The organism is Actinoplanes derwentensis (genome assembly GCF_900104725.1).
GTDB lineage: Bacteria > Actinomycetota > Actinomycetes > Mycobacteriales > Micromonosporaceae > Actinoplanes > Actinoplanes derwentensis.
Window position 1 is genome coordinate 5,114,830 of record NZ_LT629758.1, and the last position, 25,745, is coordinate 5,140,574.

Sequence of the window (25,745 nt, forward strand, 5' to 3'; positions counted from 1 at the left end):
CTCCCGGTCTGACGGAACAGCCCGCCTTAACCCTCTCTTAGCGTTGTCCGGTGCCCGCCTTAGCGTCGCCGGGCGGATAGTTGCCGGGTGCGCCTCATCGACCGGCTGGGCCGGCTTCCCCTGGTGATCGTCTTCGGCTGGGTAGTGGCGGCCGCGCTGGCCGTGCTGGTCGGCGTGGTCGGCATCGGCCTGGTCGGTTCGGGCTTGTTCTCCCAGGAGACCGAGCCGTTGAGCGAGACCGACGTGGCACGGGCCTTGCAGGCGGAGGAGACGACCGCGACTCCGGGGGAGAGCACCGGGGAGATCATCGCCACACCGTCACCGAGCAGGGCGTCGGAGAAACCCACCGGATCACACTCCTTCCCGACCCGCGGCGGCACGGTGATAGCCGACTGCGACCACATCATCTCGATGTCCCCGGCGCAGGGCTTCGCGGTCCACGAGCAGGGCGACGACGAGGGCGAGTTCCGAAATGTCCGAGACGGTCACTTCCGCGTCAAGGTCGATCTGGGCGACTGCGCCGGCGGTATCCCCAACCTGGAGGTGAGCGTCGAGACGGACGACGACTGAGGTGGGACAATCCAGGAATGCTTCGTGTGGATCATGATGTCGTTGCGGGCACTTTCAGCCTGGACGGCCAGACTTTCGACGTCGACAACAACATCTGGGTCGTCGGTGACGACGACGAGTGTGTGGTGATCGACGCCCCGCACGACGTGGACGCGATCCTGAAGGTGGTCGGCGACCGCCGCCTGGTCGCGATCGTCTGCACCCACTCCCACGACGATCACGTGCGGGTGGCCCCGGAGCTGCGGGAACGCACCGGTGCCCCGATCCTGCTGCACCCGGCCGAGTGGCCGCTGTGGGAGCTGACGCACGGTTCGGACGTGTGGTGGAACATCGACCTCACCGACGGCGCCCGCATCGAGGTGGCCGGCACGACCCTGCAGGTGCTGCACACTCCGGGTCACGCCCCCGGCGCCGTCTGCCTCTACGCCCCCGAGCTGGGCTGTGTCTTCACCGGTGACACGCTGTTCAACGGTGGTCCCGGCGCGACCGGCCGGTCGTACTCGGACGCGGGTTTGATCGTCGAATCGATCAAGGAGAAGCTGCTGGCGCTGCCCGCCGAGACGGTGGTGCACACCGGCCACGGCGACGACACCACGATCGAAGCGGAAGCCGCCCGCCTCTAGGCCGGTCCCGGTGCCCTGTTTCCCCAAGATCCAGGGCACCTTCGCCGGTACGCCACACACCTCCCACAACCACACCGGCAAGCCCCGCCGCGTCCCCGCGAGGTCGGCGAGACTCCAGGTCACCCCGCGACCGCCGGGCGGAAGCGCCTCTCACCGCCGTGCGGCGACCGTGGCGGCTGTCGCCAAAGACGTTCGCGATCAGGATCTGCGTGGTGACCTGGGGTGCGAATCGAACCCGGACTCACCACGCAGATCGGTTCTCGCACCGCGAGCACGCAGCGTCTCTAGCCGCCGGGCAGTCCCCGTCGCGCCCAGAGCCGAATCTGTTCGGCCGCCTGATCCGCGACCGCGTGCCCGTCCGGCCGGGTCACCAGGTCGCTGAGCGCGAACATGTCCAGCACCCGCCCCACCCGCTTCCAGTCCGCGACCAGCGGCAGATCCCCCGGCTGCCCGTCGGCGAACCCGGCACCGAACCCGGCCAGAAAGCCGTCCGGGTAGCCGGCACCGAACCGCGCCATGTTCCCCGCGTCACCGTAAGCACAGCCGGAATAGCTGAACTCCCAGTCGAGCACCGCATCCACCCGCCAGCCGCCACCCACTCGCGTGACCAGGATGTTCTTCGGGTTGATATCAGCGTGCACGAGCCGCGCGTGCCCGTCGACACTCTCCAGAACCGCGGCGTTCTCCGCACACAGCCGCACCCAGGCGTCCCGAATCCCGTCATCGAGCCGCCCACCGGGAACCTGGCCCATGCAGTTCTCAACCATCGGCACCAACTGCCGGGACCAGGGAACCTGCTCGTCGACGGCAAGATTCCCGTCGACGAAGAACCCCGGCCGCCCGAACGTCACGGCGGCGATCCCGGCAACGACCCGCCCCACTTCAGCCCCGAGCGCCCGGGCCTCGCCCTCGGCGAGCCGACCGTCGTCGAGCACCTGACTCAGAACCGTGCCGTTCACGTACTCGATGACCATGACCCCTGCCCTGACCAGCAGAACCTCCGGAACCGGCACATGCTGTCGGGCCGCCGCCATCACGCCCGCCTCGATCACCGAGTCCCCGCCCCCGAACCGCACGACGACCTGCCGCTCCCCGAGATCGACAAGACAGGTCTCATGCGAGAACCCACCCGCCAGCACAGTCGCCGACACCACTTCCCCACCCAGAGCCGCCGCGATCCCCTGAATCTCCGAACTCCACATACACCGATTCCATCAACCCCACCGCCATGGTCACGGCGCGACACGAACAACCCGGCGGCCGATCTGTACCTCTCGGTATTTCACAGCTCAGTCAGGTAGCCGGGCTTCGGACATCCTCGCCAGGATCTACACGATGGTCTTCTCCGGCGTCTGGTCCGAGGTGTCGAGCCGCAGACCCCGCCGGAGAGTGTCGTAACGAAGCACGTGATCCAGCGACGCCACGCTCCAGTCGCCGTATCCCTTCTAGGCACGCGCCTTCTCACGCTCAGCGAGAACGTCCGGGCCGGGGCGCGAGGACGACGACGAAGCGAGGTCTGGTTCGGGGCGAGTTCGGGGGCCAGTTCGTGCCGGCCCGAGACGATCATCCGGCGAAAGAGTCCACCACGGACCGGCGCGGCCCGAGGAAGTCGCTCCGCGAACCCCGGCGCGACGGTCATCGATGGTCTGGCGGCTCAGCTGCGGGGCACGTGTGTTCGGCCGGCACCGGAGATCCGGTGCCGGCCTGGTGACGGTTCGATCGGTCGAGGTTCGACCGGTTCGCGGGGACGGTCAGTCGTCGCTGCCGCGACCCCGGTCGTCGTCGTGTTTGTCGTCGTCACGGTCGTCGCTGCCGTGGCCGCGATCGTCGTCACGGTCGTCGCTGCCGCTCTTGCTGCCGTGGGAACTGTCGTCGGTGCCGCTCTTGCTGCCGTGGGAACTGTCGTCGCTGCTGTGGGTGCTGTTGTCGTCGCCGCGGTCGTTGTCGGTTCGGTGGCGGGTCACCGCGCCGGTGGTGGCGTCGACGTCGATGTCGTGTTCGATGCCCTTGGTGATCACGTCGATGTCCCAGACCAGGCGGCCGTGTTCGTATTCGCGTTCGATCGACTCGATGCGGCCGCCGCCGGCTGCCCGGAGAGCGATCGTCTTCGCCTGACCAGCGGTGATCTTGATGGCGCCAGCCGAGCTGGGCGACGAACTGGGGGACGAACTCGGGGAAACGGTCGCCGAGTCGTCCGGGAAAGTGCTCGACGAGGAGTCCGGCGAAGGGCTGTTCGAGTCGTCCGGGGACGGGCTCGACGAGTCGTCGGAGGTGTCGTCGGACGCGCCTCGGGTGGACGAGTCGTCGATGGACGGGCTGGCGGTCGCGGTGGCGCGGGAGCGGGTGTCGTCGGAGTCGTCGGCGAGTGCCGTGCCGGCGAAACCGAGCACCGTGAGTGCGCCGACCGCCAGCATCACCGCTCCGGTAGTCCTGTTGACCTTCATGTCTGTCTCCCTGCGAAGCGTGTGGCTCGTTCTGACAGGAACCACTTTCGCGGGAAGATCACTATGGCCACGCTGTGCGAACGTTAAGGCCCGGATAAGGAGGGTCGATGCTGCGCTACCTGGTGTTGTCGCTGGTTCTGCTGCTCACCGCGTGTGCCCGGCCGCCGTTGGCCGACGAACCGGGGACGGGGCGCCGGTCCGCGCCGCCGGTTCCGGGGGTCTCGGCGTCGGTGACGGTCGTCCGGCCCGCGGTGCCGCGATGTGTGCAGGGCGCCCGGATCGCCCTTAGTGAGACCGAGGGCGCGATGGGGCTCCGAGCGACGGGGATCGAGCTGTACAACTGCGGGAAGAAGTCGTTCACCGTCGACGGTTATCCGGTTCTCGATGTGCTCGGTGAGGATCGGGCGGAGTTGGACGTACAAACGCTGCATGGTGTTGAAAAGGTTCACCAGGTCGAACAGTGGATCGTTTCGCCGAAGCGGATCACCGTGCGGCCGGGTGAGTCGGCGCGGGCGCTGCTGCTGTGGCGCAATCTGACCACCGACAAGGTGGAGACCGGCGCGTTCGTCAGCATAGCGGCGGCGGAAGGGCAGCCCCGGCACGTGCTGGCGGAGGTCGTCGACGTCGGCAGCACCGGCAAGGTCGCGGTGAGCCCGTGGGTCGCGGATGCGAAGTCAGCGGAGAAAACCGGACGAGGCTGAGGAGAACCCGGGCGGGACTGGGGATGAAGCCGGCCCGGGCGGGGGATGAAGCCGGACGGGACAAGCGGGACGAGGACAAGCGGGACGGGTCCGGCGGGCGGCCGGGCGGTGCGGCAGGACGCTCGGTGGCAGGATGGCCGGGTGAATTCTCGAGTCGAACCCTGGTCTCGTCCCGCGCACCGGCCCACCGGCCGAGAGGCGGCGGTCATGCTTGTCGTCTTCACCGGCGGGGAGGTGATGACCGGCCTCGACCTGGCGGGAGCGGTGCCCGCGACGGCTCCGGTGGACGCGCTCGACGTGCGGCTGCATCACTACGCGGACACGCCGGAGTGGATCGATGGGTGGCGGACCGGTCCGCTGCGTAACCTCGCCGAGCGGGAACTGCCCGATCCGGCGGCGCTGGACGCGGCGACCAGCTGTTACACGATCCAGTTGACGGTGACCGACCCGGACGACCTGACCCATCTGCAGCTGGCGTGGGCGGTCGCGGCCGAGGTGTGCCGGGCCGGGGCGGTCGCGGTGCTCGACGCGTACGCCCACGACTGGTACCCGGCGGCGGTGGTCGCCGGGCTGGACCCGCATCGGCCGTTCACGGTGATGCGGGAGATCAGTGTGGTCGCCGAGTCCGATGTGGTGCCGGGGTTCGGGCATCCGGTGCACACTCGGGGGATGGCCAAGTTCGGCCGGCCGGATCTGATCACCGGAATCGCCGGGGAGCAGATCGGCGAGGCGGCGACGATTCTGAACCAGCTGGCGGGTCTGCTCGCCGAAGGGCACGTCCTGACGCCGGGTCAGCAGATCCGGGTGGGTGAGTCGCGGACGCTGACGGTGGTCCCCTACGTACCGGACGACCGGATCCCCGACGTGGGCCTGATCGCCGACGGGCTGCTTCTCACCGAGGCCTGACCGGGCCGGCGAGGGGATGGGATGAATTCGGTTTCGGGGTGGCCCGGCGGTCCGGTATGAAAAACCGGTGAGCGAAGAGGAGCTTCCCGGCGGCAACACCGTCGGAGCGGTGCGGATCGACGGTGTCGTGCACAAGCGGGCATCGCCGTGGACCTCGACGGTGCACGCGTTGCTGCGGCATCTGGAGGACGCCGGGTTCGACGGTGCCCCGCGGGCTCTCGGGTTCGACGAGCAGGGCCGCGAGATGCTGACCTATCTGCCCGGCGAGGTCATCGGTGAGCGGGTTCCCTGGCCGGGGTGGGCGTTCGCGGATCAGACCCTGGTGCAGGTGGCACAGTGGCTGCGGCGTCTGCACGATCTGACGGCGGACTTCCGGCCGCCTCCGGACGAGACCTGGTTCGCCGGGGCGTCGATGGGGCCGGGGATGGTGATCGGTCATCAGGACGCCGCGCCGTACAACGCGGTGATGGACGGGGACCGGCTGGCCGGATTCTTCGACTGGGACACCGCGGGCCCGTCGACCAGGGAGTTCGATCTGGCCTTCGCGGCCCTGTCCTGGGTGCCGCTGTATGCCTCGGGCGCCGCCCGGCACCTGGGCTTCCCGGATTCCGCGGACCGTTCCCGGCGGCTGCATCTGTTCCTGGACTCCTACGGCTATCACGGCGACCGGTCCGCTTTCGGCGCCGTGGTGGTGCAGCGGGCCCGGAAGCAGGCCGCGGTGATCCGCCGGATGGCCGCGGCCGGTGCGCCCGCCGGGACGGCGCTACTGCCGGTGGCCGGGAACCTCGAACAGTCCGCCGATGAGACCGAGGCCCTGCCGGCCGATTTCTGGACCCCGGCGGCGGTACGAGGTGTCGTCCGGTTCTGGCATCCGGACGAAGGCTGGGGCGTGATCGACGCCGACGAGACTCCCGGTGGGTGCTGGGCGTTCTTCGGTGCCGCCGCGATGCCCGGTTACGTCAGTTTCGCGGCGGGGGACGTGGTCGCGCTCGAATGGGCGGCGCCCGGGCAGGACGGCTGGCCGTACCGGGCTGTCCGATTCTGGCCATACGGGGCCGAGCCGGTGGAACGCCGGTCCTTCCCTGGAGGCGCCGGCTATCACAGCACGCTGACCCTGACTTTCGACGGGCCAGACGAGACAAAAGAGGACTGAAAGTGATGAGCCGGTTCGAGCCGTACCGGGCGGGCGAGATGTTCCCACCGTCGCTCCTGGCACAGCCGGGCGTCGACGTCATGTCGACCTGGTGGGCCTCCCGCTGAAGACCGTTCGCGACCAGGCCCAGGACGCGGCTGAGGTCACTCCGCGGGGATCCAGGTTAAGCGGATGTCCGGGGACTTCTCCTCGTTGCGGGAACCGTCGGTGGTCTCGGCGACGGTGAAGCCGTGCCGGTGGTAGAAGCGCTGGGCACCGGTGTTGGCGACGAACGTCCACAGTTGGAGGCCGGCGGGGCGGCGGGATTTCGCCAGCTCGACGAGGCGTGAGCCCAGGCCCTGGCCGGTGGTGGCCGGATCGACGTAGAGCTGGTCGATCCAGGCGTCCTCCAGTACCAGCACCGCCAGCGGGCTGCCGTCGGTGTCCTCGGCGATCCAGACCTCGCGGGTGGGGATGACGACCGCGGCGACCCAGGCGCGCACGTCGGCGTCCGAGTGCACGGCCGGTGGGATCGTGCCGTCGGCGGCTGCCCGGGAACGGGACCGGATCAGCAGGTCCGCCACCGGAAGGGCGTCGTCGGGGCCGGCTCGGCGGATCGTGGCACTCATGCCGAAAATGATCGGTCAAGATGGAGGGCGAATGCAACGCGAAATGATCGCCGCGCCGGAGTCGGCGCACGACGAGACGAGCGCCAGGCCGGGCGAGACACGCAACCGGGTTTGGCGGGGAGCACCGCATTCGGCCCGGCGGTCGCGAGTCGGCCCGGAGTCACGCCTGGCTTGCGGGGTGGCCACGGGTGGCCGCGTCACTCGTACCAGGAATCCATCTTTGCAGTAACGTCGCAGCGAGTAGTCCCGCGCCGCCTACCGTGAGTGCCGCCGCGGTCAGCGAGAACACCGCCGTGACCGCGCCGATCAGGAGCGGGCCGCCGCCGACGCCGACGTCGGAGCACAGTCGCCAGGCGCCCAGGAATTCGGCGCGCCCAGCCGTGGGCGACGCGTCGGCACCGAGAGTCATCACCAGGCCGGCGCTCAGGCCGTTGCCGACGCCCATCAGCAGGGCGGCTGCGGTCAGGCCCACCGCTCCCCCGGCCAGCGGCAGCAGGAGATGGGCAAGACCGAGAAGGATCAGCGCTGGTACGGCTGCCGCACGCCGGCCGTAGACGTCCATCAACTTGCCGGCCGGGTAGAACAGCAGCATGTCGATGCCGCCGGAGAGGCCGTAGATCAGTCCGATCGTGGCCGGGTCCAGGCCCAGCGACGCACCCCACAGCGGGAGGATCGTCTGGCGGGAGGCCCGCAGCGCGCCGACCAGCAGCACCGCCACGCCCAGGGTGCGCAGGGTGCGCTGATGGGCGCGGATCACCGTCCACAGGCCGGGGCGTTCGGTGCCGGCCGGGATCGCCCGGTCGTGCGGCACCGACGGCAGCATGATCAGGATCAGGGTGGCCAGGCTGACTCCGGCGATCGCGACCAGGTAGGCGCCGTCGAGACCGGCCAGGTGCATCGCACCGGCGCCGAGGAACGGGCCGCTGAAGGTGCCGATCCGGCCGACGCCGCCGAGGGTGGACATGGCGCGGGCGCGGAGTTCGGGGCGGACCGCTTCGGTCATGTAGGCGAGGCGGGCCAGCATCCACGCCGCCCCGCACACCCCGAGGAGGGCGACGGCCACGCCGAGGAGCAGCACGTTCGGTGCCAGCATGCACGCAACCAGGGCGGGAACGGCCAGGGCGGAGGCCGCCATCATGGTGCGCCGTTCGCCGATCCGGGAGATCAGGACGCCTGCCGGGAGGGAGCCGCTGATCTGGCCGAGGCCCAGCATCCCCGCGACGACGGCGGCCGTCGCGGGGGAAGCGCCCAGGCTGGTGGCGGTGAGGACGATCACCGGGGCGACCGCGCCGAGACCGGTGGACCAGACCGCGGCCGGCAGATAGATGGTGGGGCCCAACTGGCGGAGGGTCTGGTCAGCGGTCGCGGTCACCCGTGAACGCTATCGGACACTCAGTCGAGCTGCCCGTCGTAGTCCGGCAGCTTGAACGTGCGCTCGGCGTGACCGCCGCCCAGGTCGGTGGCGCTGTTGCCGACGTTGGCGACGATCGTGTAGCCGCGGCTCTCGATGTCGGTGCGGGCCTTCGTCTTGAGGGTCTGGTTGTCGTCGAAGTTGAAAGTGGGCCGGGTGTAGAGGTCGGTCCACTGGTAGCCGACGACCCGCAGGTTGATCTCGGTGGCCGCTTCGATGATCTCCGGGCGGGCGGTCACGAAGAACACCGCGGCACCGTCGGCACGGGCCTGGCGGGCCAGGGCGAGAACTCCGGGGGTGGCGTCGTACGGCTTGTACCGGCTCTGCAGCGCGGTGTTGTCGATGTCGAGCACGATCGCGGCGCGGATCCCGCTCGCGGGCAGGCGGTCGTCGAGGTAATCGGCGGCCTGATCGGTGACTGCTGTCACGTCGGCGAGCCAGGTCGCACGGGACGGCAGGGCCGCGGCGCTGGCCGGGGTGGCGGTCACGACGGTGACGGCGGTAGCGGCGATGGTGGCCACCAGGAGTCTTCGCATGCGCCACATTATCGATGAAGATAGATGAACGGATACTGAAATCCGTTTTGTCGCGCTGCGAAGATGTCGTTCATGCAGAAGATACCGACGCTCTTCCAGCGCGACCCCGACGACCGCAAGCGGGTGCTGCCCGAAGCCAATCCGGTCTGCCAGTGGGTTCTCGACGGTGAGGGGGTAGCCACCCGCAAGTACGACGGCACCTGCGTGCTCCTCGACGACGACGGCGCGTGGTGGGCCCGGCGGGAGGTGCGTCCCGGCCGGACCAGGCCGCCCGGCTACCGGCCGGTGATGACCGACGACAACACCGGCAAAACGGTCGGCTGGGAACCGATCACCCAGTCGTCGTACGCCCGATACCACGCCGAGGCGATCGGCGGCCGGTTCCAGCCCGGCACCTACGAGCTGATCGGGGAGAAGATCAACGGCAATCCCGAGGGCGTACGGGGTCATCAGCTCGTCCGTCACGCCGACGCCGACCGTCTCGACGTCCCCCGCGATCTGGACGGACTCCGTACCTGGCTACTGGCCCACCCCCGTTTCGAAGGCATCGTCTGGCATCACGCCGACGGCCGCCGGGCCAAAATCAAGTACCGTGACTTCGCGTGACCCCTCAAACCTCCACCGCCGTGGGCCGTTACGGCACCCCCGGCCAGATCGCCGGCTCGGTCGTGGCACTCGCCGGCCTGCTCCTGCTCGCCGGCCTCACCGGTTTGTCGTCGGTCGGGTTCGCGCTGAGCAGCACCCTCTGCGCCTCCGAGGACACCGGTCTGATCTGCACCGGCACCGGCCAGGACCTGGCCCTCTGGATCCCCACCGGAGCCGCCATCCTGGCCGCGATCCTCGGCATGGCCGGCACCGTCCTGGGCCGCCCGTTCCGCGTCCCGCTGCTGGCCGCCGGCTACGCCGTCACCGTTGTCGGCTTCGTCACCGGCCTACTGATCGCCATGACCGGCCCAGCGTCCTGATGCCTGAAACCCTGATCAGGGTTGAGCGAGGACCTGTTCGCGGAGGATTTCGGCGTGGCCGCAGTGTTGGGCCATCTCGCGCAGGACGTGCAGGTAGACCCAGTGCAGCGGTAGCGGGCCGCGCCGGTTGCCGGTGATCACGTCGTCCAGGGCGATGCCGGCGGTGGCCGCTCGGGATGCCGCGCACGCGTCCAGGTAGGCGGTCCGGACACTGTCGACGGTGTCGTCGGCGGTCAGGTCGAACGACTCGTCGGGAGCCGCCGGGATGCCGATCTCGGACCGGGAGCGGCCGGTGATCGCCTCGTCGAACCACACCTTCTCCACGAAGGTGACGTGTTTGACCAGGCCGAGCAGGGTCGTCTTGGACGGGACGAGACGACGGCGGGCCTGCTCCTCGGTCAGCCCGTCCAGGCAGTCGCCGAGGGCGGCCCGGTGGTCGTCGAGGAACACCTCCCACTGCTCGCGCAGCGGCTTCCCGATCACGTCGTCGACACTCAAGGCCATGGGGTCACACACTACGCGGCGTGCGGGAGGATCACCGCATGGACGAGCTGGAACGCTTGACCGGCCGGTGGTGGGACTGGGAAGTGCGCCGGTGGGATGCCGCCGGGCTGCTCCTGATCGCCGACAACGACCTGACCTACCACCACGCCGTCGAGGTCACCTTCACCGATGTCGCCTGGGTCGCCTGCACCGATCTGTTTCACCATCCGGTCTTCCGCCCGCCGACCGCGGGCGAACGCGAGTTCGCCCGGGAGGTCGCCCCCGAGGACGAGTACACCCTGTTCACCTGGGACGCCGAGACGGCCACCGGGGCCGTACCGATGATGGTCGTCGCCCAGGGTGTCCAGGTCAGGGAAGATCTCTGACCCGGGGGCGGCGGATGGCCAGGTAGGAGAGCCAGCCCACGCCGATGATGAAGCCGAGGGTGATCAGGCGGTAGAGGACGACGGCGGCGATGGCCGGTTCGGTGGTCATGCCGCCGGCCAGCAGGCCCAGGATCAGGGCTCCGTCGACGATGCCGAGGCCGCCGGGGACGATGGTGATGGTTCCGGCAGCCATGCCGGCGCAGTAGGCCAGCAGCAGCTGGGCGGCGCTGATGGTGCCGCCGCCGATCGCCAGGCAGCACAGCCACAGGCAGGCCGCGTCAAGGAGCCAATTGAGCAGGGCGTACGCGGTGGCTGCGGCGCCGTGGCCGGGGGTCAGGCGGGCGGCCCGGCGGTTGCGCGTGGAGCCCGGCGGGAGGGCGAGAGTCGTCATGGCACACACCGAACCTTAGTAAACACCCGTTGACTTAAAAACCGTACCGGCGTACGGCACAACCGGTCAACAACTGTTTACGTCACAGGAACACGGCGGTTAAGGTGGCACAACAAAGCGGGAGGACGCCGGTGACCACTACCCAGACGCCGCGACGCCGGGATGCCGCGGCGACCCGGCAGCTCCTCCTGGACGCGGCGGTTCATCGATTCACCCACCACGGTTACGCGGCCACCACCGTGCGGCACATCGCCGACGACGCGGGCGTCAACGTGGCCCTGATCAGCCGATACTTCCGGTCCAAGGAAGGCCTGTTCGAAGCCTGCCTGACCTACAGTGTCGACGAGCTGAACCGGTCCACCGAGATCGATCCGCCGATCCGGACGGCCGAGGCGATCGCCCGGCAGGTCGTCGGCCCGTGCACCAGAGGAGTGCCGCACAATCTGGTGCTGCTGCTCCGCACGTCCGGTGACGAGGGCGCCGACCGGATCCGGCTCGATCTGCTGCGCTCCTACAGCCAGCGACTCGCCGCCGCGGCGGGGCACACCGGTGACGCCGGGCTGCTGCGGGCTCAGGTCATGATCGCGGCGGCCGCGGGGATCGCCCTGATGCGCGCCAAGACCGACATGGAGCCGCTGGCGTCGGCCGGCGAGGCGGACCTGCTGGTACCGCTGTGCGACATGATCGAGTCGCTGCTGTTCCCGTGACGGAGAACGTGATCGAGACCGCGACGGGAACCCGTGATGGAGACCGTGACGGAAAAGCAGTGCGCACCGCATTCGGCCCGGCGGTCGCGGGTCGGCCCGGTGTGCCACCCGCCTCGCGCGGTAGGCACGTGACTCTGCGCTGTCGTACCGGAATGGCATCCTGGGGGTGTGCGCTTGATCCTCAATGTTCTCTGGTTCATCTTCGGCAGCGGCTTCGTCCTGGCCATCGGCTACGGTTTCGCCGCCCTGATCTGTTTCCTGCTGGTCGTCACCATCCCGTTCGGGGTGGCGTCGGCGCGGCTGGCCCTCTACTCGTTGTGGCCGTTCGGCCGGACCGTGGTGCCCAAGCCGGGTGTCGGTCTCGGTTCGGGGGTGGCGAACATCCTGTGGGTGGTGCTGTTCGGCTGGTGGCTGGCGCTGACCCACATCGTCGCGGGTGTCGCCCAGTGCGTGACGATCATCGGCATCCCGTTCGGGATCGCGAACTTCAAGCTCGTCCCGGTGGCGTTCTGGCCGCTGGGCCGGGAGATCCAAGACCTGCCCTGACCAGCCCGGTGTCGTAAGCGACGATCGTCGCCTGCACCCGGTCGCGCGCCCCGATCTTGCCGAGCAGGGCGTTGACGTGAGCTTTCACCGTCCCGACGCCGATGCCCAGTGCCGTGCCGATCTCGGCGTTGGACAGGCCCTGGGCGATGGCGGTGAGCACATCCCGCTCACGCGGTGTGAGGGCGGCGAGGCGTGCGTCGTCAGTGAACGACGAGACGGTCCCGGTGGCGAAGGCGTCGATGAGCCGGCGGGTCACGGCCGGCCCGAGCATCGCCTCGCCGGCCGCGATGGTCCGGACCGCGGTCACCAGGTCCATCGGTGGCGCGTCCTTGAGCAGGAACCCGGAGGCCCCGGCCCGCAGCGCCTGGAAGACGTAGGCGTCCTGGTGGAACGTGGTGAGCACGAGCACCCGCGGCGGGTCGGGCATGGCGGTGAGCCGGGCGGTGGCGGTCAGCCCGTCGACGCCGGGCATCCGCACGTCCATCAGGATCACGTCGGGTTTCAGCTGTTCGGCGAGGGTGACGGCGGCCGCCCCGTCGCCGGCCTCGCCGACCACCTCGATACCGGGCTGCGAGCCGACGATGGCGGCCAGTCCGGCCCGCACCATCACCTGGTCGTCGACGACCATCACTCGGATGCTGATTTCGACACCTCCTTGTCCAGAAGTGATCGCATGGCGGTCAGGGCTTTGCGGGCCGCGGCGAGGACTCCGCTGATGTCGCCGCGTTCGGCCGCGCCGGGCACGTCGGCGGCGTGGTGCAGGACGGCTTCGTGGAGTCCGGCGGCGATCCGGTGGCGTTCGATCATCGCGTGCAGCGCGGCCTGTTCCAGGGCTGCCGCCACGCCGCCCTCCTCCTGCGCGTGCCGCCGGTCCCGGCGCCGACGGGCGGAGTGTCCCAGCGCCCAGCAGATCGCCGCCGGCACGCCCAGGACGATCGCCAGCACCGGTGTCAGCATCACGATCGTGCCGTGCAGCAGCAGCGGGCCGCCGTCGGCGACCTCGGGATCGGTCGCCACCCCGGCGGCGAGCAGCAGCGACATGCTCAGGCCCCACGGTATCCCCGCGGCCGGGATGGTCAGCCAGGTCAGCGTGGGACCGGCGCCCCGGGCGGCGACCGTGTAGACGGCCGCCACCTCGGCGGCGCACCCGAACACGAACACGTAGCCCAGCCCGGACGGCACCGCCCCGGCGAACACCAGCAGCGGGAAGAGCAGACCGGTCAGCACGGTCACCGCGAACACACCCCACGGCGACTGGCGGCGCAGCAGCAACGGCACGGCGTGCGCGACCTGGGCGATCACCACCGGCACGGTGATCGCGGCGGTCAGGCCCTCGCCGACGGCGAAGACGAGGCCGAGCAGTTGCACCAGGATGACGATCACGACCAGGAAGGCGTCCATCACCGCCGGACCCCGCAGCCATGGGTACGCGGAACGAACGGCCCCGCCGTCCCCGGCGAGTACAGCGCGCACCCGCCAGCCGCCACCGTCGCGGGGCCCGGCCTCGCAGGTCCCGCCGACCGATTCGGCTCGCTCCCGCATCCCGGTGATGCCACGCCCACCGCCGAGCCCGGCCGCTGTCGTGGGCACTCCCCCACCGTCGTCCTCGATCACCAGCACCCCACCGGACCAGCGGACCAGCACCTCGCCGCCGGGCGCGTACCGCAGCGTGTTGGTGAGGGCTTCCCGGGCGATGCCGTACACGACCGCGGTGACCTCCGGCGCCGGTTCGCCGTCCGGCAGGTCGACGGTGATCCGCTGCCCGAGGGCCCGGAACCCTTCCGCCAGGTCGGCGAGTTCCGGCTGGTCGGCGGGGGTGCTGGCGGCCGGCATGATGGCGACCAGACGGTGCAGGGCGTCCAGGGTCTCCCGGCCGGTCCGGGCGGCGAAGTCGAGTGCCTCGGACTTGAGGTCGGGCCGCTGCTCACCGAGCATCTCGGCGGCCGACGAGTTGACCACGATGGATGTCAGGTGGTGGGCGGTGACGTCGTGCAGTTCGCGGGCAAGGCGGCGGCGCTCGGAGTCGGCGGCGTCCCGTTCGGTACGCCGGGCGGCGACGAGCCGGCGGGCGGCGTCGGCGCGGGCGGTGTTCCATCGGCCCCGGCGGCGGCCGAGCGCGGTGACCGCCCCGTAGATCACGACCGTCAGCAGAATCGAGACCGGCAGTTCGGCGTCGATGCCGTCCTGGTAGCCGGTGAGGATCGACTGCCAGGCGACCGTCCCGGCCAGTGCCCACCCGGCGGTCCGGGCCGATGCGCGGACCGCGACGCTGAACAGAGCGATCAGGTCACCGGCCCCGATGATCAGCAGCGCGTCGTGGTCGACGATCCACTGCTGTGCGGCGGGCGCGGTCAGCATGCCGAGCACACCGCCGGTCACCACCACGGCGAGGGCCGGTGCCGGGCGCTCCCGGCGCCAGCCGAGACCGGCTCCGATGATCAGGGTGGCCACGACGACCCCGGTCCCGGCCAGGGCCGGAACCGGGTCGCCGCGGATCAGCAGCATCCCCGGCCAGTACAGGAGCTGGCCCGCGACGAGCAGCACGGGAAGCATCCATCTGGCCATGGGCCCAGACTCTATCTACACCGGGCCGGTGGGGAGTTCCCGGCGCAGGAGCTTGCCGGTGGCGTTGCGGGGCAGTTCGTCGACGAAGATCACATCGCGCGGGACCTTGTAGCGGGCCAGTCCGGCCCGGACGAACTCGCGGATCTCCTGCGGGTCGCGGGCCGAGTCCTCGGACGCGACGATGAAGGCGCGCAGCCGGGTGCCGAAGTCGGCGTCGTCGACCCCGATGACGGCGGCGTCCATCACGTCGGCGCGTTCGGCGAGCAGGTTCTCCACCTCTTGCGGGTAGACGTTCTCCCCACCTGAGATGATCATGTCGTCGTCGCGGCCGTCGATGTAGAGCAGCCCGTCGGCGTCGAAGTGGCCCTGGTCGCCGGTGGCCATGTGCCCGTCGATGACCTGTTTGTGCCGGCCGTCGGTGTAGCCCTCGAACGGGATGCCGGTCCGGACGAAGATCCGGCCCTTCTCCCCGACAGCCGTGATCTTGCGGTCCTCGGAGTCGTAGAGCGCGACGTGCACGGTGACCGGCGGCTTTCCTACCGTCCCGGGCGATTTACGGAGTTCAGCCGGTTTGGCGACGGACGCGACGGCCACCTCGGTCGAGCCGTACACGTTGTAGAGGACGTCTCCGAAGACGTCCTGGAAGCGGGTGCTCAGCTCGGGAGCGAGAGCCGACCCGGCCAGGAAGACCGTCTTCAGTGACGACGTGTCGTACTTCGCGATCACGTCCGGGCCGAGCGCGAGAATGCGGTTGAGCATCGTCGGGACGGCGACCAGCATGTGCGCGCGGTGCTCGGCGATCGCGGCGAGGATGTTTTCGGCACCGAACCGGCGCAGCAGCACCGCGTGGTTGGCCAGCGACAGCCCGACTGTCCAGGCACCGAAACCGGTGCTGTGGAACAGCGGCGAGGCGAAGACCGCGGTGCCCTGCCGGGGGAAGTCGATCCGGTCCGCGATCAGGGCACTGGCCAGCGGCGACACCTTGGTCCGGGGCGCGCCCTTGGGCAGTCCGGTGGTTCCGCTGGTGAGGATGATGAACCCGCCTGGCTTCTCCGGGACCGGCAGCGGCACCGTGATCGGCTCGGCGGCCGTCAACTCCTCGACCGTGAGCAGTCCGGCGGGCCGTTGGTAGTCGTCGTCCGCCCAGCTCAGGTAGCGCGGGATGTCGTCCGGGATCTCGGTCACCACGTCGGCGAACTCACTGTCGTACATCAGGAACCGGACGTTCTCCCGTTTGATCACCTCGGCGAGCTGTGACTTGGCCAGGCCGGTGTTGAGCATGGCCAGGCGCAACCCGGCGCGGGCGGTGCCGGTGATCGCGAGCGCGAGGCCGCGGTGGTCGCGGGCCAGCACCCCGATCACCGATTTCGGCGGCAGGTCCACTTTGCGCAGGGCGTGGGCCAAGGCGTTGGACCGCTCGAAGAACTGCCGGTACGTCCAGGTGCCACGCTCGTCGGTGAGGGCCGGCGCGTTCGGGTGTTCGGTGGCGGCCTTCTCGGTGAGGGCGGCCTGCGGGCCGAGCTTGGCGTTGTTGCCGGCCGCCTTGAGCAGGCGGTCCGGCCGCAGCAGGTTGACGATGCCGATCTGATGCATCCGCAGCACAGCGTGCAGATGTTCGAGGGTGCTCACTATCGGCCCTTCCATTGGGGGGTCCGGTGTTCGGCGAACGCGCGGATGCCCTCCTGGGCGTCCGCGGAGCCGATCACCCGGCCGGAGATGTCGGAGAGACGGTCGAAGGCCTCCGCGGCGCCCCAGTCGCGGTGTTCGTCGACGATGCGTTTCGAGAGCAGGACTGCGAGGGGCGCGTTCGCGGCGATGCCGGCGGCTAGTTCCAGCGCGGTGGCGAGGGCTTTGCCCGGCGACGTGACGCGGTTGATCAGGCCCAGTTCGTGCAGCCGGCGGGCCGGCATCGGCTCGCCGGTGAGGGCCATCTCCAGGGCGGTGCTGCGGGGCAGGCTCTGCGCGAGCCGGAGCACCCCGCCGGCCGCGGCGACGAGGCCGCGTCTCACCTCGGGGATGCCGAAGACGGCGTCCTCCGCGGCGACGATCAGATCGGCGGCGAGCGCGAGTTCGCACCCGCCGGCCAGGGCGGCGCCTTCGACGGCCGCGATCAGCGGCTTGGCCGGTGGCCGGGCGGTGATGCCGAGCAGGCCGCGGCCCTCGGTGACCGGGTATTCGCCACGGGCTGCGGCTTTCAGGTCCATCCCGGCGCTGAACACGGTGTCCGAGCCGGTCAGCACCGCGACCCGGGCCTGGTCGTCGGCTTCGAAGGCGTCGATCGCCTTCTCCAGGGCTCGGGCGGTGGTCAGGTCGATGGCGTTGCGGACCGCCGGGCGGTTCAGTGTGAGAACGGTGACCGGGCCGTGCCATGCGACGATCAGCGGCGGTTCGCCGGGCGGGGGAAGGTCGACGGGCGTGGTGCCGGTGACGGTGACGGTGGTGCCGGTGACGTCGAGCTGCCAGCCGATCGGGTCGGACTCCGCCAGCAGTTCCGACATCTCCGAGAATTCGGGGAGCTTCAGTACGACGCGGTCGCCGGCCGGGGTGAGTGCGGTGATGATCGCCGGGGCCGGGCCGCCGAACCGCTCGTACGGAACCGTGTACGCCTCCAGCACCGCGGGACCGGTGTAGGAGGCCAGTGACCGACGGGCGGGCGGCCTCGGCATCCGCGGGTCCGCGTCGATGTCTCGGAACTCGCGCACCGGTGGGCGGGCGGACAGAACCGTCGCGGCGTGCTTGGTCAGGTACCAGCCGAGGGCCGTGGCCAGCCCGAACGAGCCCGGATCGGCACGCAGCAACGGCACCAGGTTGGCGATCGCGTGACTGGAATAGTTGTTGCCCGGCCCACCGGCGAAGGTCAGTCCGCCTGTGACGGTGAGACGTTCCGGATCATCGAGGGGCAGATCGAGTTCCAGGGCCGCGATCTGTACGGCGGACGGAAAGCACGCGTACAGGTCGACGTGCCGGACCTCGTCGATCGTGACTCCGGCGTGCCCGAGAACCGCGTCGCCGACGGCCTTGATCGCGGGCGAGGACGCCAGGTCGGCACGCTCGGTGACGAACCATTCCTCGGTCGCGTGCGCCCCGGCATGCACGAACACCCAGCGGTCCTGGGTGATCCCGGCCTCGGTCGCCGCGGCGGCACTGCACACGATGATGCCGGTACCCTGATTGACCTGCAGGTTCGCGGTCAGCAGCTTCGGGTAGGGCGTGGAGATCATCCGGTTCGCGGCCGTCGGCGTGGCCAGCTGAGCCGACGTGTGCGCGGTGGGCTGCCAGGCGTGCGGGTTACGTTCGGCGATCGCCGAGAAGCCCGCCCACAGCTTCGTGATCCGGTCCAGGTGCTCGCGCGGGGCCTGGCCGAGACGGCCGCGGACGGCCGACTCGATCAGGGCGTAGAGGAAGATCGGCGCGACCAGCCCGGCGGCGGTCTCCGGGTCGTTGTTGGCTTGCGCGTTTTTGCCGATGGTACGAGTGGGCTCGGCCCCGTCGTCCTGCACCGGCCAGTCCAATGGCTGTTTCGCACGCTCGGCGGCAGCCGCTGTGGACGCCGCTTCGGCCCCGCCGACCAGGGCTATCCCGGCCCGGCCCGCGGCGATTTCGGCAGCCACGTCGTTGAGCAGCCGCAACGAGCCGTCGCCGCCGAAGATCGTGGTCTGCACGGTGCGGTCCGGGCGTGCACCGACCGCTTCGGCGATCAGTGCGGCCCCGTCCTGGTACTGCCACGAGACGCTGGCCACGTACCCGGCAAGGTCCGCTTTGGACAGCAGATCCGCCGACCCGGCGTCCTGTGCGGCCGACCGCAATGCCCGCACCGCGAGGGAGACCGGGTCGCCTCCGGCGGCTTCGGTGGAGTGCTCGGACACCTGCCCCACCCCGACGATCACCGGTGTCCAGGCGTCGACGTCCTCGCCGGTGCGCTCGATCCGGATCGGTCCCGGTTTGACACCCCAGCCCCTGCCCTCGCGGGCCCGGTCACGTGGTGACTCGGGGTCCGATTCGTGGTCGGCGGCGACCTGTCCGAGTTCGGTCAGGGATTTGCGCATCGCGTCGGCCAGGTTCCGGGCGACCATCGGGCCGAGTGGGCCGTCCGCGGAGCCGCCCTCGACTCCGCCGTCGAACCGCAGGATCGAGCCGTCACCGTTGGCCGGCGTCTTCTCCCCGGCCGGCGTCACGGACAGGTAGAAGCCGACGGTGATGCCCATCGGGGCGGTGCCCTCGAAGAAGACGGCCCGGCCCTCGACCACGCCGGTGACCGTCCAGCGGACCTCGCTCGGCACGCCCATCAGCCGGATCCGCTGACGGAACCGCACCCCCTCGGCGAACGTGGCGGGCGGCCCGTCGACCCAGCCGGCGTGCTGGAGCAGCCAGTCCGGCATCCGCGCGGGGTTCACCAGAACCGCGAAAACCCGATCGGCGGCGACCGGCACCGGTAGCGTCACCGCGGACGGATGAGCGAGACGGCGCGGCGGTTCGACGGCGGCCGGCGGCGCTTCCGGTTCCGGCCGACGACGGCTCAGGGCAGCGGTGGCGGCAGCGCGTGCCACGGCCACGGCGATGCGCAGCTTGCTGGGACGAGAACCGGGCATCGATGTTCCCCTAACAGTCTGCCCTGACGGTAAATGAGTGACCTGGGTCACGGCAAGAGCATGACGAACCTTGAGAAGCAGCGGTATGGACGCAACTAACCGTCAACTCGTACGGTAAAGCGGTGAAACGAACGCAGGCGCAGCGCAGCGAGACCACCCGGGCGAAGGTCCTGGAGGCGACATTGCAGTGCCTGGTCGAGCGCGGTTACGCGGAGACCACCACCGCCGAGGTCCTGGCCCGCGCCGACGTCCCCCGCGGCACCCTGCTGCACCACTTCCCCACCAAGGCCGACCTGCTCGTCGGCGCGGTGCAGTTCGTCGCCGAACGCCGCGTCGAGACACTGACCGCCGAACTCGCCGCGATCGACCCCGGCGCCGACCGTCTCGACGCGCTGATCGACATCATCTGGCGGCACTTCTCCGCACCGCTGTTCTGGGCCGCGCTGGAGCTGTGGAACGCCGCCCGCACCGACGCCGAAGTCCGCGCCGCACTGCTCCCGGTGGAGAAGGAGATCTTCACCGTGCTGCACGACCGGGCCCGCACCCTGCTCAGCGAGAGCGCGCCCGGCGATCCCCGAGTACCGACCGTGGTCGAGTTCAGCTACGAGGTCCTGACTGGACTCGCCATGACCGGCATAGTGAGCGGCGACCTGGGACATCGCGAACTGTTGCTGCGCCGCTGGAAACGAGCGGCCGCGATCCTCCTCGGCCACCGTGACCCGTCCACCCTCGTCGAACGTGCCCGCTCAAAGGAGAGTTGATGTACGCCACCCCGGAACGCCTCGCGCTCGCCGCCTCGATGAAACAGTTCGTCGCCCGGGAGATCCACCCGCACCTGGCCGATTGGGAACAGGCCGGCGAGATCCCCCGGGAGGTGCACACGCAGCTGGCGAAAGCGGGGCTGTACGGCATCGGGTTCGCCGAGGAGCACGGCGGCGACGGCGGGGACAGTGTGGACACGGTGGTGTCCACCGAGGCGTTCCTGGAGGCCGGCGGCTCGTCCGGGGCACACGCCTCGATCTTCACCCACGGCATCGCGCTGCCGCACATCGTCGCCTCCGGGGACGAGGGCCTGATCGAGCGGTTCGTCCGCCCCACCCTGTCCGGGGAGCTGATCGGCGCGCTCGGCATCACCGAACCGGACGCCGGATCCGACGTGGGATCGATCCGGACCACGGCGGTCCGGGACGGCAACTCGTACGTGGTGAACGGTTCGAAGATGTTCATCACCTCGGGGGTGCGGGCCGACTTCGTCACCACCGCGGTCCGCACCGGCGGTCCCGGGGCGTCCGGCATCAGCATGCTGGTGATCGAGCGGGGCACACCCGGTTTCACGGTGTCCCGCAAACTCGACAAGATGGGGTGGCTCTGCTCCGACACCGCCGAACTGTCCTTCGCCGACTGCCGCGTACCGGCCGCGAACCTGGTGGGCCCGGAGAACTTCGGATTCGCCCTGATCGGTCAGGCGTTCGTCGCCGAGCGGATCATCGCGGCCGTGCACGCCTACTCGACGGCCCAGCGCAGCCTGGACCTGACCCTGTCGTACGCCCGGACCCGGGAGACGTTCGGGCGGCCGCTGATCAGCCGTCAGGTGGTCCGGCACAAGCTGGTGCAGATGCGGCAGCGGATCGACGTGGCCCGGCAGTACACCCGCTGGGTCGCCGAGCGGCACGCCGCCGGGGACAGCATGATCGGCGAGGTCTGCCTGGCCAAGAACGCCGCCGTCGACGCCTGCAAGTACGTCGTCGACGAGGCCGTCCAGCTGCACGGCGGCATCGGTTACATGCGGGAGTCCGAGGTGGAACGCAACTACCGGGACACCCGGATCCTCGGCATCGGCGGCGGCGCCACCGAGATCATGACCGACCTGGCGGCCAAGATGTTCGGCTACCAGTGATCCAGTTCGAGGGCCGTGCCGGCATCCTCGACCTGTCGTGGGGCCATCCCCGTCCGGATCTGCTGCCGGTCCACGAGTGGGCGGCCGCGTCCGCCCACCTGGACTGGCGGGCCCTGACCTACGGGGCGGCGGCCGGGCCGGACTCGTTGCTGGAGTCGCTGGGCGATCCGGGCCGGACCTTCGTCACCGGCGGGGCCTCGCACGGCCTCGCCCTGGTGACGCAGCTCCTGACCAACCCGGGCGACGTGGTCCTGGCCGACGCTCCCACCTACCACCTGGCCTTTCCCATCCTGCGGGACCGAGGCGTGACCCTGCTCCAGGCACCGGCCGACACCGCTGCCGCCGTCATCCGGGACATCCGGGCGAGCGGGCGACGGGTGGCGCTGCTCTATCTGGTGCCCACCTTCGGCAATCCGACCGGGCGGAGCCTCCCCGAGGATCAGCGACGGGAGTTGATCGCGGTGGCCCGGCAGGAGGGGGTCACGATCGTCGAGGACGACACCTATCGGGAGCTGAACTACGACGGGCCGGCACCGGCGTCGTTGTGGGAGCTGGCCGGGGGTGCTCCCGTTGTCCGGTTGGGATCATTCGCCAAGACGGTGGCTCCGGGGCTGCGGCTCGGGTGGATCAACGCGGAACCGGAGATCATCGGGCGGCTGACCAGGCTCGGTTATGTGCACAGCGGCGGCGGGGTCAACCACACCACCGCCGTCACGATGGGCACGTTCCGGGCAGACGGTGGTTATCAGCGGCATGTCGCCAGGGTGCGCTCGGAATATCGAGCCCAGCGGGATGTCCTGGTCTCTGCCTTGCGCGCGGACTTCGCCACTGTCGAATCGCCGGCCGGTGGATGGTTCGTCTGGCTTCGCCTGCCGGACGGTGTCACCGCGGACGCGTTGCTGCCGCTCGCCGAAGAGCGGGGCGTCTCGTTCGTGCCGGGCACCCGGTTCTGGGCCGACGGACCCGGTGGCGCCGACCGGATCCGGCTCAGTTTCTCGCACCTGCCCGCCGACGATCTGCGCCGCGCCGCGGAACGCCTGGCGGCGGCGGTCCACCGGCGATGAGAGTCGATCAGGACGGGGCTGCCTGGATCAGGGCCTGGATGAGTTTGTCGATGGTGCCGGGGAAGGCCGAGTTGTACATCGACGGCAGGTGGTCGCGGACCAGGTGGACGTTGGGGTAGCCCTCGGCGGGCAGTGACGTGTAGACCCGCGACCACGCCGCCTGCTCGGCGTTCTCCTGGTCGGGGGTGAGTTCGGCGGCGTCGACAGCGGCGACGGCTAGGACCGTGTCGACGAAGTCGCGGTAGTGCCGGACCGCGTCGGCGGGGGCGAAACCGGCGCTGAGCATGATGCCGATGCCGGTGTCGACGACGCGCATCTCGTGCGGGCCGGCCGTGACGCGGATGGCGCGCAGGTGCGCGAGCCGGGGGTGCTGGCGCATCGAGCGGCGCAGCACGGCGGCCAGGTCGCGCAGCGAGTCGGACCAGTGGTCGCGGGGCACGAACTCGGCGAGGGCGTCGCCGATCAGCCGGTCGGCCAGGGCCAGCAGCAGCGCGTCCATGTCGCGGAAGTAGCGGTAGACCGCGGTGGGGTCGGCGCCGAGCTCGGCACCGAGGCGCCGGACGCTGAGTTTGTCGCCGCCGGGCGCGTCGATGAGACGCAGGGCTGTGTCGACGATCATGTCGGCGGTGAGCACGACACCGGCACGGGTCTTCCGCCGCCGGGCCCCCACGCTGGGCACACGTTCCACTCCAGGCACCCCCTCACCTTAGAGGCTTCTTATGTCAACGCATTGACATAAGGGTGCCGCGGAGGGTTTCATCGGTTCACGAGATCGCCACCGGCTCACCCCGGGCGGTCCCGTGAGAGTTGGAAGGAACTCACCATGGTGGCCACACCACCCGCTTACGATCTGGCCCTCCGCACCGACGAGAAGCGCATCCGCAAGGCCCTGGCCGACGCGGCCCGGACGCCGTTCTGGCTGGAAGATCCCGGTCGGCCCGCCCCGGAGCCCGCGCTCAACGGTTCGACCACGGCCGACCTTCTGGTGATCGGCGGGGGCTACTGCGGGCTGTGGACGGCGCTGATCGCCAAGGAGACCGACCCGGCGCGGGACGTCGTCCTCGTCGAGGGCAACGAGATCGCGTGGGCGGCGAGCGGGCGCAACGGCGGGTTCGTCGAGGCGAGCCTCACGCACGGCGCCGAGAACGGGCGCCGGCACTTCGCCGACGAGCTGCCGATGCTGGACGCCCTGGCCGCGGAGAACTTCGCCGGGTTCGAGGCGACCCTGATCCGGCACGGCATCGACGCCGAGTTCGTGAAGGACGGCGTGCTGGCGGTGGCCACCGAGCCGCACCAGGTCGGTGAGCTGCGCGCCGCCGACACCGCGTCGACGACGTTCTACGACCGGGAGCAGCTCGGTGACCTGGTGCGATCGCCGCTGTTCCGGGCCGGCCTGCTCCAGCGGGAGGGCGCGGCCCTGGTCAACCCGGCGAAACTGGCCTGGGGCCTGAAAGCGGCGTGCCTGCGGCTGGGTGTGCGGATCTTCGAGAACACCCCGGTCACCGACATCAAGGATCAGGGCCGGACGGTCCGGGCGTCGACCTGGGCCGGCGTCATCCAGGCCGGCAACGTGGCCTTGGCCACCAACGGGTTCCCGTCGCTGCTCAAACGCAACCGGCTGCTGACCGTGCCGGTCTACGACTACGTGCTGATGACCGAGCCGCTGACCGACGCGCAGATCGACGAGATCGGCTGGCGGAAGAACTTCGGCATCTCGGACTCGTCGCGACAGTTCCACTATTACCGGAAGACCTCCGACAACCGGATCCTGTGGGGCGGTTACGACGTGGTCTATCACAAGGGTGGTGGCATCCGGCCCGAGCACGATCAGAACCCGGAGACGTTCGCCCGGCTCGCCGACCACTTCATGCAGACGTTCCCGCAGCTCGGGGACGTGCGCTTCACCCACGCGTGGGGCGGCATGATCGACATGTGCACCCAGCTGGCCGCGTTCCAGGGCCGGGCGATGGGTGGCAAGGTGGCGTACAGCAGCGGCTTCACCGGTTTGGGGGTGGCCGCGACCCGCTATGGCGCGACCGTCATGCTCGATCTGCTCGACGGGAAGGACACCGTCCGGACCAGGATGCGGATGGCGAACCGAAAACCGCTGCCGGTGCCGCCGGAGCCGGTGCTCTACCCCGCCGTTCAGGTGATCCGGGGGGCCATCGCCCGGTCGGATCGCAACGGTGGCCGCGACGGGTTCATCCTGCGGGCGGCCAACGCTTTCGGTTTCTCGTTCGACTCCTGACCAGTGGCGGCCGGCCCCGCGGGGACCGGCCGTTCCGGGGATCAGACGCTCCGCGCGGGGATCAAGCCCGGAAGCCGGGCTCCACCTCGCGGACGCAGTGCTCCGCGTCCTGTTTCGACAGGCCACGCGACGTCAGCGCGGTCAGCACATCGCTGGGCCGGGCGCCGCCGTCGACGACCGAGATGCCGCCGGTCCCGCGAACCAGATGAAGCTTGTAACGAGCGCCGGTCCACTCCACGCGCACTGCGGTGACCGGCCCTTCTGAGGGATCTTCCATGCCGATGATCCTAGAGATCAGCCGGTCCGGGCTCCGCGAGGAGGGCGGTGAAGAGCCCGCGCAGGGTCCGTTCGAAGAGATCGGTGCGGGGCGCGCCCGGGTTCCCGAAGGCGGCGACCAGGTGTGGGTACGCCGTGACATCGAGCCCCGTGAAGATCGGCGGTGGCGCCGCCGTCCCGGTGCGGGCGAAGAGTGTCACCATACCGGTCATCAGCGCGAGCGTCTCGAACTTGGCGGCACTGTCGCAGCGCACCGGCGTCAGCACCCGCAGGCAGTGGTCGAACCAGGCCAGCCCTTCCGGCCCGAGAGCGCTCGGCCGGGACAGCACCTCCCGCAGCCACGGGTGCCGTCGATGCAGGTCGAGCTGCCGCCGGGCCAGGTCGAGCAGTGACTCGGTCCAGTCCGGGCCGGGCTCGGGGTAGGGCCGCAGCTCGCCGATCACCCGGTCGGTCATCAAATCGAGCAGGTCGTCGCGGGACGACAGGTGCCGGTAGAGCGTGCCCGCGCCGGTGCCGAGAGCCGCGGCGACGGCCCGCATCGAGACCGCGGCCAGCCCGTCCGCACCGGCGAGACCGATCGCGGCGCGCACGATCTCGTCCCGGCTGTGGGTGGGCTGCGGTCCGCGGCTGCCGCGCTCGGGGCGGCTCCAGATCGGGGATGCGTCGCTCACCTGCA

At 70.2% G+C, this 25,745-nt stretch carries 28 protein-coding genes; 14 read left to right on the forward strand and 14 right to left on the reverse strand.

The genetic code is table 11. From position 1 onward, the window contains the following. Positions 1 to 87: 87 nt before the first annotated feature. The gene (locus BLU81_RS22575) at positions 88 to 570 is read left to right on the forward strand and encodes a hypothetical protein (protein WP_231954704.1); all 483 of its coding nucleotides are present in this window, start codon (positions 88 to 90) and stop codon (positions 568 to 570) included. A 17-nt stretch (positions 571 to 587) separates the two neighbouring features. Continuing rightward, on the forward strand, positions 588 to 1,193 hold the full coding sequence (locus BLU81_RS22580; protein WP_092546491.1) for an MBL fold metallo-hydrolase: 606 nt from the start codon (positions 588 to 590) through the stop codon (positions 1,191 to 1,193). A gap of 284 nt (positions 1,194 to 1,477) precedes the next feature. Here the strand turns inward: BLU81_RS22580 and BLU81_RS22585 are convergent, their stop codons facing one another. Beyond that, the gene (locus tag BLU81_RS22585) at positions 1,478 to 2,395 is read right to left on the reverse strand and encodes a phosphotransferase family protein (protein ID WP_092546492.1); all 918 of its coding nucleotides are present in this window, start codon (positions 2,393 to 2,395) and stop codon (positions 1,478 to 1,480) included. Between the two features lie 549 nt (positions 2,396 to 2,944). Further along, positions 2,945 to 3,637 (reverse strand): PepSY domain-containing protein, encoded by a 693-nt coding sequence (locus tag BLU81_RS22595; RefSeq protein WP_092546493.1) that lies wholly within the window; start codon positions 3,635 to 3,637, stop codon positions 2,945 to 2,947. Positions 3,638 to 3,744: 107 nt separating this feature from the next. On the opposite strand from BLU81_RS22595, the gene BLU81_RS22600 reads away from it, so the two are divergent. From BLU81_RS22600 to BLU81_RS22610, 3 genes are all read left to right on the forward strand, one after another. After that, positions 3,745 to 4,338: a DUF4232 domain-containing protein gene (locus tag BLU81_RS22600; RefSeq protein WP_092546494.1), complete on the forward strand. Its 594-nt coding sequence runs from the start codon at positions 3,745 to 3,747 to the stop codon at positions 4,336 to 4,338. A gap of 207 nt (positions 4,339 to 4,545) precedes the next feature. Continuing rightward, the gene (locus BLU81_RS22605) at positions 4,546 to 5,244 is read left to right on the forward strand and encodes a hypothetical protein (protein ID WP_092546495.1); all 699 of its coding nucleotides are present in this window, start codon (positions 4,546 to 4,548) and stop codon (positions 5,242 to 5,244) included. A gap of 67 nt (positions 5,245 to 5,311) precedes the next feature. Beyond that, the gene (locus BLU81_RS22610) at positions 5,312 to 6,397 is read left to right on the forward strand and encodes a phosphotransferase (RefSeq protein WP_092546496.1); all 1,086 of its coding nucleotides are present in this window, start codon (positions 5,312 to 5,314) and stop codon (positions 6,395 to 6,397) included. A 143-nt stretch (positions 6,398 to 6,540) separates the two neighbouring features. On the opposite strand, the gene BLU81_RS22615 is transcribed toward BLU81_RS22610, so the two are convergent. The 3 genes from BLU81_RS22615 to BLU81_RS22625 all read right to left on the reverse strand — a co-directional run bounded on the left by BLU81_RS22615 (position 6,541) and on the right by BLU81_RS22625 (position 8,952). After that, entirely contained in the window at positions 6,541 to 7,005 is a 465-nt protein-coding gene (locus BLU81_RS22615; RefSeq protein ID WP_092546497.1) for a GNAT family N-acetyltransferase, read from the reverse strand. Positions 7,006 to 7,165: 160 nt separating this feature from the next. Beyond that, positions 7,166 to 8,377 (reverse strand): MFS transporter, encoded by a 1,212-nt coding sequence (locus BLU81_RS22620; RefSeq protein WP_092546498.1) that lies wholly within the window; start codon positions 8,375 to 8,377, stop codon positions 7,166 to 7,168. A gap of 20 nt (positions 8,378 to 8,397) precedes the next feature. After that, the gene (locus BLU81_RS22625) at positions 8,398 to 8,952 is read right to left on the reverse strand and encodes an HAD family acid phosphatase (RefSeq protein ID WP_231954705.1); all 555 of its coding nucleotides are present in this window, start codon (positions 8,950 to 8,952) and stop codon (positions 8,398 to 8,400) included. Between the two features lie 72 nt (positions 8,953 to 9,024). On the opposite strand from BLU81_RS22625, the gene BLU81_RS22630 reads away from it, so the two are divergent. After that, positions 9,025 to 9,558 carry a DUF5565 family protein gene (locus BLU81_RS22630; protein ID WP_092557487.1) on the forward strand — a complete coding sequence of 178 codons (534 nt, stop codon included), beginning with the start codon at positions 9,025 to 9,027 and terminating at the stop codon, positions 9,556 to 9,558. Next, a complete protein-coding gene (locus BLU81_RS22635; RefSeq protein WP_157751740.1) occupies positions 9,555 to 9,917 on the forward strand; it encodes a hypothetical protein in 363 nt (120 codons plus the stop codon). The genes BLU81_RS22630 and BLU81_RS22635 overlap by 4 nt, the downstream gene beginning before the upstream one ends. A 15-nt stretch (positions 9,918 to 9,932) precedes the next feature. Here BLU81_RS22635 and BLU81_RS22640 read toward each other — a convergent pair whose 3' ends face one another. Next, positions 9,933 to 10,421, reverse strand: coding sequence for a DinB family protein (locus BLU81_RS22640; RefSeq protein WP_172890603.1), 489 nt, complete (start codon positions 10,419 to 10,421; stop codon positions 9,933 to 9,935). A 38-nt stretch (positions 10,422 to 10,459) separates the two neighbouring features. On the opposite strand from BLU81_RS22640, the gene BLU81_RS22645 reads away from it, so the two are divergent. Further along, positions 10,460 to 10,786 (forward strand): hypothetical protein, encoded by a 327-nt coding sequence (locus BLU81_RS22645; protein WP_157751741.1) that lies wholly within the window; start codon positions 10,460 to 10,462, stop codon positions 10,784 to 10,786. On the opposite strand, the gene BLU81_RS22650 is transcribed toward BLU81_RS22645, so the two are convergent. Next, positions 10,770 to 11,177, reverse strand: coding sequence for a lysylphosphatidylglycerol synthase transmembrane domain-containing protein (locus tag BLU81_RS22650; RefSeq protein WP_092546502.1), 408 nt, complete (start codon positions 11,175 to 11,177; stop codon positions 10,770 to 10,772). The two genes, BLU81_RS22645 and BLU81_RS22650, sit on opposite strands and share 17 nt — an antisense overlap. A 131-nt stretch (positions 11,178 to 11,308) precedes the next feature. Here BLU81_RS22650 and BLU81_RS22655 point away from each other — a divergent pair, with 131 nt between their 5' ends. Both BLU81_RS22655 and BLU81_RS22660 read left to right on the forward strand, forming a co-directional pair. Further along, positions 11,309 to 11,884 (forward strand): TetR/AcrR family transcriptional regulator, encoded by a 576-nt coding sequence (locus BLU81_RS22655; RefSeq protein ID WP_092546503.1) that lies wholly within the window; start codon positions 11,309 to 11,311, stop codon positions 11,882 to 11,884. Between the two features lie 168 nt (positions 11,885 to 12,052). After that, positions 12,053 to 12,430 (forward strand): YccF domain-containing protein, encoded by a 378-nt coding sequence (locus BLU81_RS22660; protein ID WP_092546504.1) that lies wholly within the window; start codon positions 12,053 to 12,055, stop codon positions 12,428 to 12,430. On the opposite strand, the gene BLU81_RS22665 is transcribed toward BLU81_RS22660, so the two are convergent. The 4 genes from BLU81_RS22665 to BLU81_RS22680 are packed head-to-tail and all read right to left on the reverse strand — an operon-like array spanning position 12,372 to position 19,584. Next, complete coding sequence (locus BLU81_RS22665) at positions 12,372 to 13,058, reverse strand: response regulator (RefSeq protein WP_203794671.1); 687 nt, start codon at positions 13,056 to 13,058, stop codon at positions 12,372 to 12,374. The genes BLU81_RS22660 and BLU81_RS22665 overlap by 59 nt on opposite strands. Further along, on the reverse strand, positions 13,058 to 14,995 hold the full coding sequence (locus BLU81_RS22670) for a sensor histidine kinase (protein ID WP_092546505.1): 1,938 nt from the start codon (positions 14,993 to 14,995) through the stop codon (positions 13,058 to 13,060). The genes BLU81_RS22665 and BLU81_RS22670 overlap by 1 nt, the downstream gene beginning before the upstream one ends. A gap of 15 nt (positions 14,996 to 15,010) precedes the next feature. After that, positions 15,011 to 16,624 (reverse strand): acyl-CoA synthetase, encoded by a 1,614-nt coding sequence (locus BLU81_RS22675; protein ID WP_197686351.1) that lies wholly within the window; start codon positions 16,622 to 16,624, stop codon positions 15,011 to 15,013. After that, entirely contained in the window at positions 16,624 to 19,584 is a 2,961-nt protein-coding gene (locus BLU81_RS22680; RefSeq protein WP_092546507.1) for a crotonase/enoyl-CoA hydratase family protein, read from the reverse strand. The genes BLU81_RS22675 and BLU81_RS22680 overlap by 1 nt, the downstream gene beginning before the upstream one ends. A 122-nt stretch (positions 19,585 to 19,706) precedes the next feature. Here BLU81_RS22680 and BLU81_RS22685 point away from each other — a divergent pair, with 122 nt between their 5' ends. Genes BLU81_RS22685 through BLU81_RS22695 form a run of 3 tightly spaced genes read left to right on the forward strand, consistent with a single transcriptional unit; the run spans position 19,707 to position 22,545 of the window. After that, positions 19,707 to 20,345: a TetR/AcrR family transcriptional regulator gene (locus BLU81_RS22685; protein ID WP_092546508.1), complete on the forward strand. Its 639-nt coding sequence runs from the start codon at positions 19,707 to 19,709 to the stop codon at positions 20,343 to 20,345. After that, positions 20,345 to 21,481, forward strand: a complete 1,137-nt coding sequence (locus BLU81_RS22690) for an acyl-CoA dehydrogenase family protein (RefSeq protein ID WP_092546509.1) — start codon at positions 20,345 to 20,347, stop codon at positions 21,479 to 21,481. The genes BLU81_RS22685 and BLU81_RS22690 overlap by 1 nt, the downstream gene beginning before the upstream one ends. Then, complete coding sequence (locus tag BLU81_RS22695) at positions 21,478 to 22,545, forward strand: aminotransferase-like domain-containing protein (protein WP_092546510.1); 1,068 nt, start codon at positions 21,478 to 21,480, stop codon at positions 22,543 to 22,545. Before BLU81_RS22690 ends, BLU81_RS22695 begins: the two co-directional genes overlap by 4 nt. Before the next feature lie 7 nt (positions 22,546 to 22,552). Here the strand turns inward: BLU81_RS22695 and BLU81_RS22700 are convergent, their stop codons facing one another. Further along, entirely contained in the window at positions 22,553 to 23,233 is a 681-nt protein-coding gene (locus tag BLU81_RS22700; protein ID WP_231954706.1) for a TetR/AcrR family transcriptional regulator, read from the reverse strand. Between the two features lie 135 nt (positions 23,234 to 23,368). On the opposite strand from BLU81_RS22700, the gene BLU81_RS22705 reads away from it, so the two are divergent. Continuing rightward, a complete protein-coding gene (locus tag BLU81_RS22705; protein ID WP_092546511.1) occupies positions 23,369 to 24,793 on the forward strand; it encodes an NAD(P)/FAD-dependent oxidoreductase in 1,425 nt (474 codons plus the stop codon). A gap of 61 nt (positions 24,794 to 24,854) precedes the next feature. Here BLU81_RS22705 and BLU81_RS22710 read toward each other — a convergent pair whose 3' ends face one another. Next, the gene (locus BLU81_RS22710) at positions 24,855 to 25,070 is read right to left on the reverse strand and encodes a hypothetical protein (protein WP_157751742.1); all 216 of its coding nucleotides are present in this window, start codon (positions 25,068 to 25,070) and stop codon (positions 24,855 to 24,857) included. 10 nt (positions 25,071 to 25,080) lie between these two features. Continuing rightward, positions 25,081 to 25,740: a TetR/AcrR family transcriptional regulator gene (locus BLU81_RS22715; protein WP_231954707.1), complete on the reverse strand. Its 660-nt coding sequence runs from the start codon at positions 25,738 to 25,740 to the stop codon at positions 25,081 to 25,083. Positions 25,741 to 25,745: the final 5 nt, after the last annotated feature.

What these genes read in the sequence shown, in the direction of transcription:
- BLU81_RS22580 (WP_092546491.1), top strand. Translation starts at nt 588, where the DNA reads ATGCTTCGTGTGGATCATGATGTCGTTGCGGGCACTTTCAGCCTGGAC.
- BLU81_RS22585 (WP_092546492.1), bottom strand. Translation starts at nt 2,395, where the DNA reads ATGTGGAGTTCGGAGATTCAGGGGATCGCGGCGGCTCTGGGTGGGGAA.
- BLU81_RS22595 (WP_092546493.1), bottom strand. Translation starts at nt 3,637, where the DNA reads ATGAAGGTCAACAGGACTACCGGAGCGGTGATGCTGGCGGTCGGCGCA.
- BLU81_RS22600 (WP_092546494.1), top strand. Translation starts at nt 3,745, where the DNA reads ATGCTGCGCTACCTGGTGTTGTCGCTGGTTCTGCTGCTCACCGCGTGT.
- BLU81_RS22605 (WP_092546495.1), top strand. Translation starts at nt 4,546, where the DNA reads ATGCTTGTCGTCTTCACCGGCGGGGAGGTGATGACCGGCCTCGACCTG.
- BLU81_RS22615 (WP_092546497.1), bottom strand. Translation starts at nt 7,005, where the DNA reads ATGAGTGCCACGATCCGCCGAGCCGGCCCCGACGACGCCCTTCCGGTG.
- BLU81_RS22625 (WP_231954705.1), bottom strand. Translation starts at nt 8,952, where the DNA reads ATGCGAAGACTCCTGGTGGCCACCATCGCCGCTACCGCCGTCACCGTC.
- BLU81_RS22630 (WP_092557487.1), top strand. Translation starts at nt 9,025, where the DNA reads ATGCAGAAGATACCGACGCTCTTCCAGCGCGACCCCGACGACCGCAAG.
- BLU81_RS22640 (WP_172890603.1), bottom strand. Translation starts at nt 10,421, where the DNA reads ATGGCCTTGAGTGTCGACGACGTGATCGGGAAGCCGCTGCGCGAGCAG.
- BLU81_RS22645 (WP_157751741.1), top strand. Translation starts at nt 10,460, where the DNA reads ATGGACGAGCTGGAACGCTTGACCGGCCGGTGGTGGGACTGGGAAGTG.
- BLU81_RS22650 (WP_092546502.1), bottom strand. Translation starts at nt 11,177, where the DNA reads ATGACGACTCTCGCCCTCCCGCCGGGCTCCACGCGCAACCGCCGGGCC.
- BLU81_RS22665 (WP_203794671.1), bottom strand. Translation starts at nt 13,058, where the DNA reads ATGGTCGTCGACGACCAGGTGATGGTGCGGGCCGGACTGGCCGCCATC.
- BLU81_RS22670 (WP_092546505.1), bottom strand. Translation starts at nt 14,995, where the DNA reads ATGGCCAGATGGATGCTTCCCGTGCTGCTCGTCGCGGGCCAGCTCCTG.
- BLU81_RS22680 (WP_092546507.1), bottom strand. Translation starts at nt 19,584, where the DNA reads ATGCCCGGTTCTCGTCCCAGCAAGCTGCGCATCGCCGTGGCCGTGGCA.
- BLU81_RS22690 (WP_092546509.1), top strand. Translation starts at nt 20,345, where the DNA reads ATGTACGCCACCCCGGAACGCCTCGCGCTCGCCGCCTCGATGAAACAG.
- BLU81_RS22705 (WP_092546511.1), top strand. Translation starts at nt 23,369, where the DNA reads ATGGTGGCCACACCACCCGCTTACGATCTGGCCCTCCGCACCGACGAG.
- BLU81_RS22710 (WP_157751742.1), bottom strand. Translation starts at nt 25,070, where the DNA reads ATGGAAGATCCCTCAGAAGGGCCGGTCACCGCAGTGCGCGTGGAGTGG.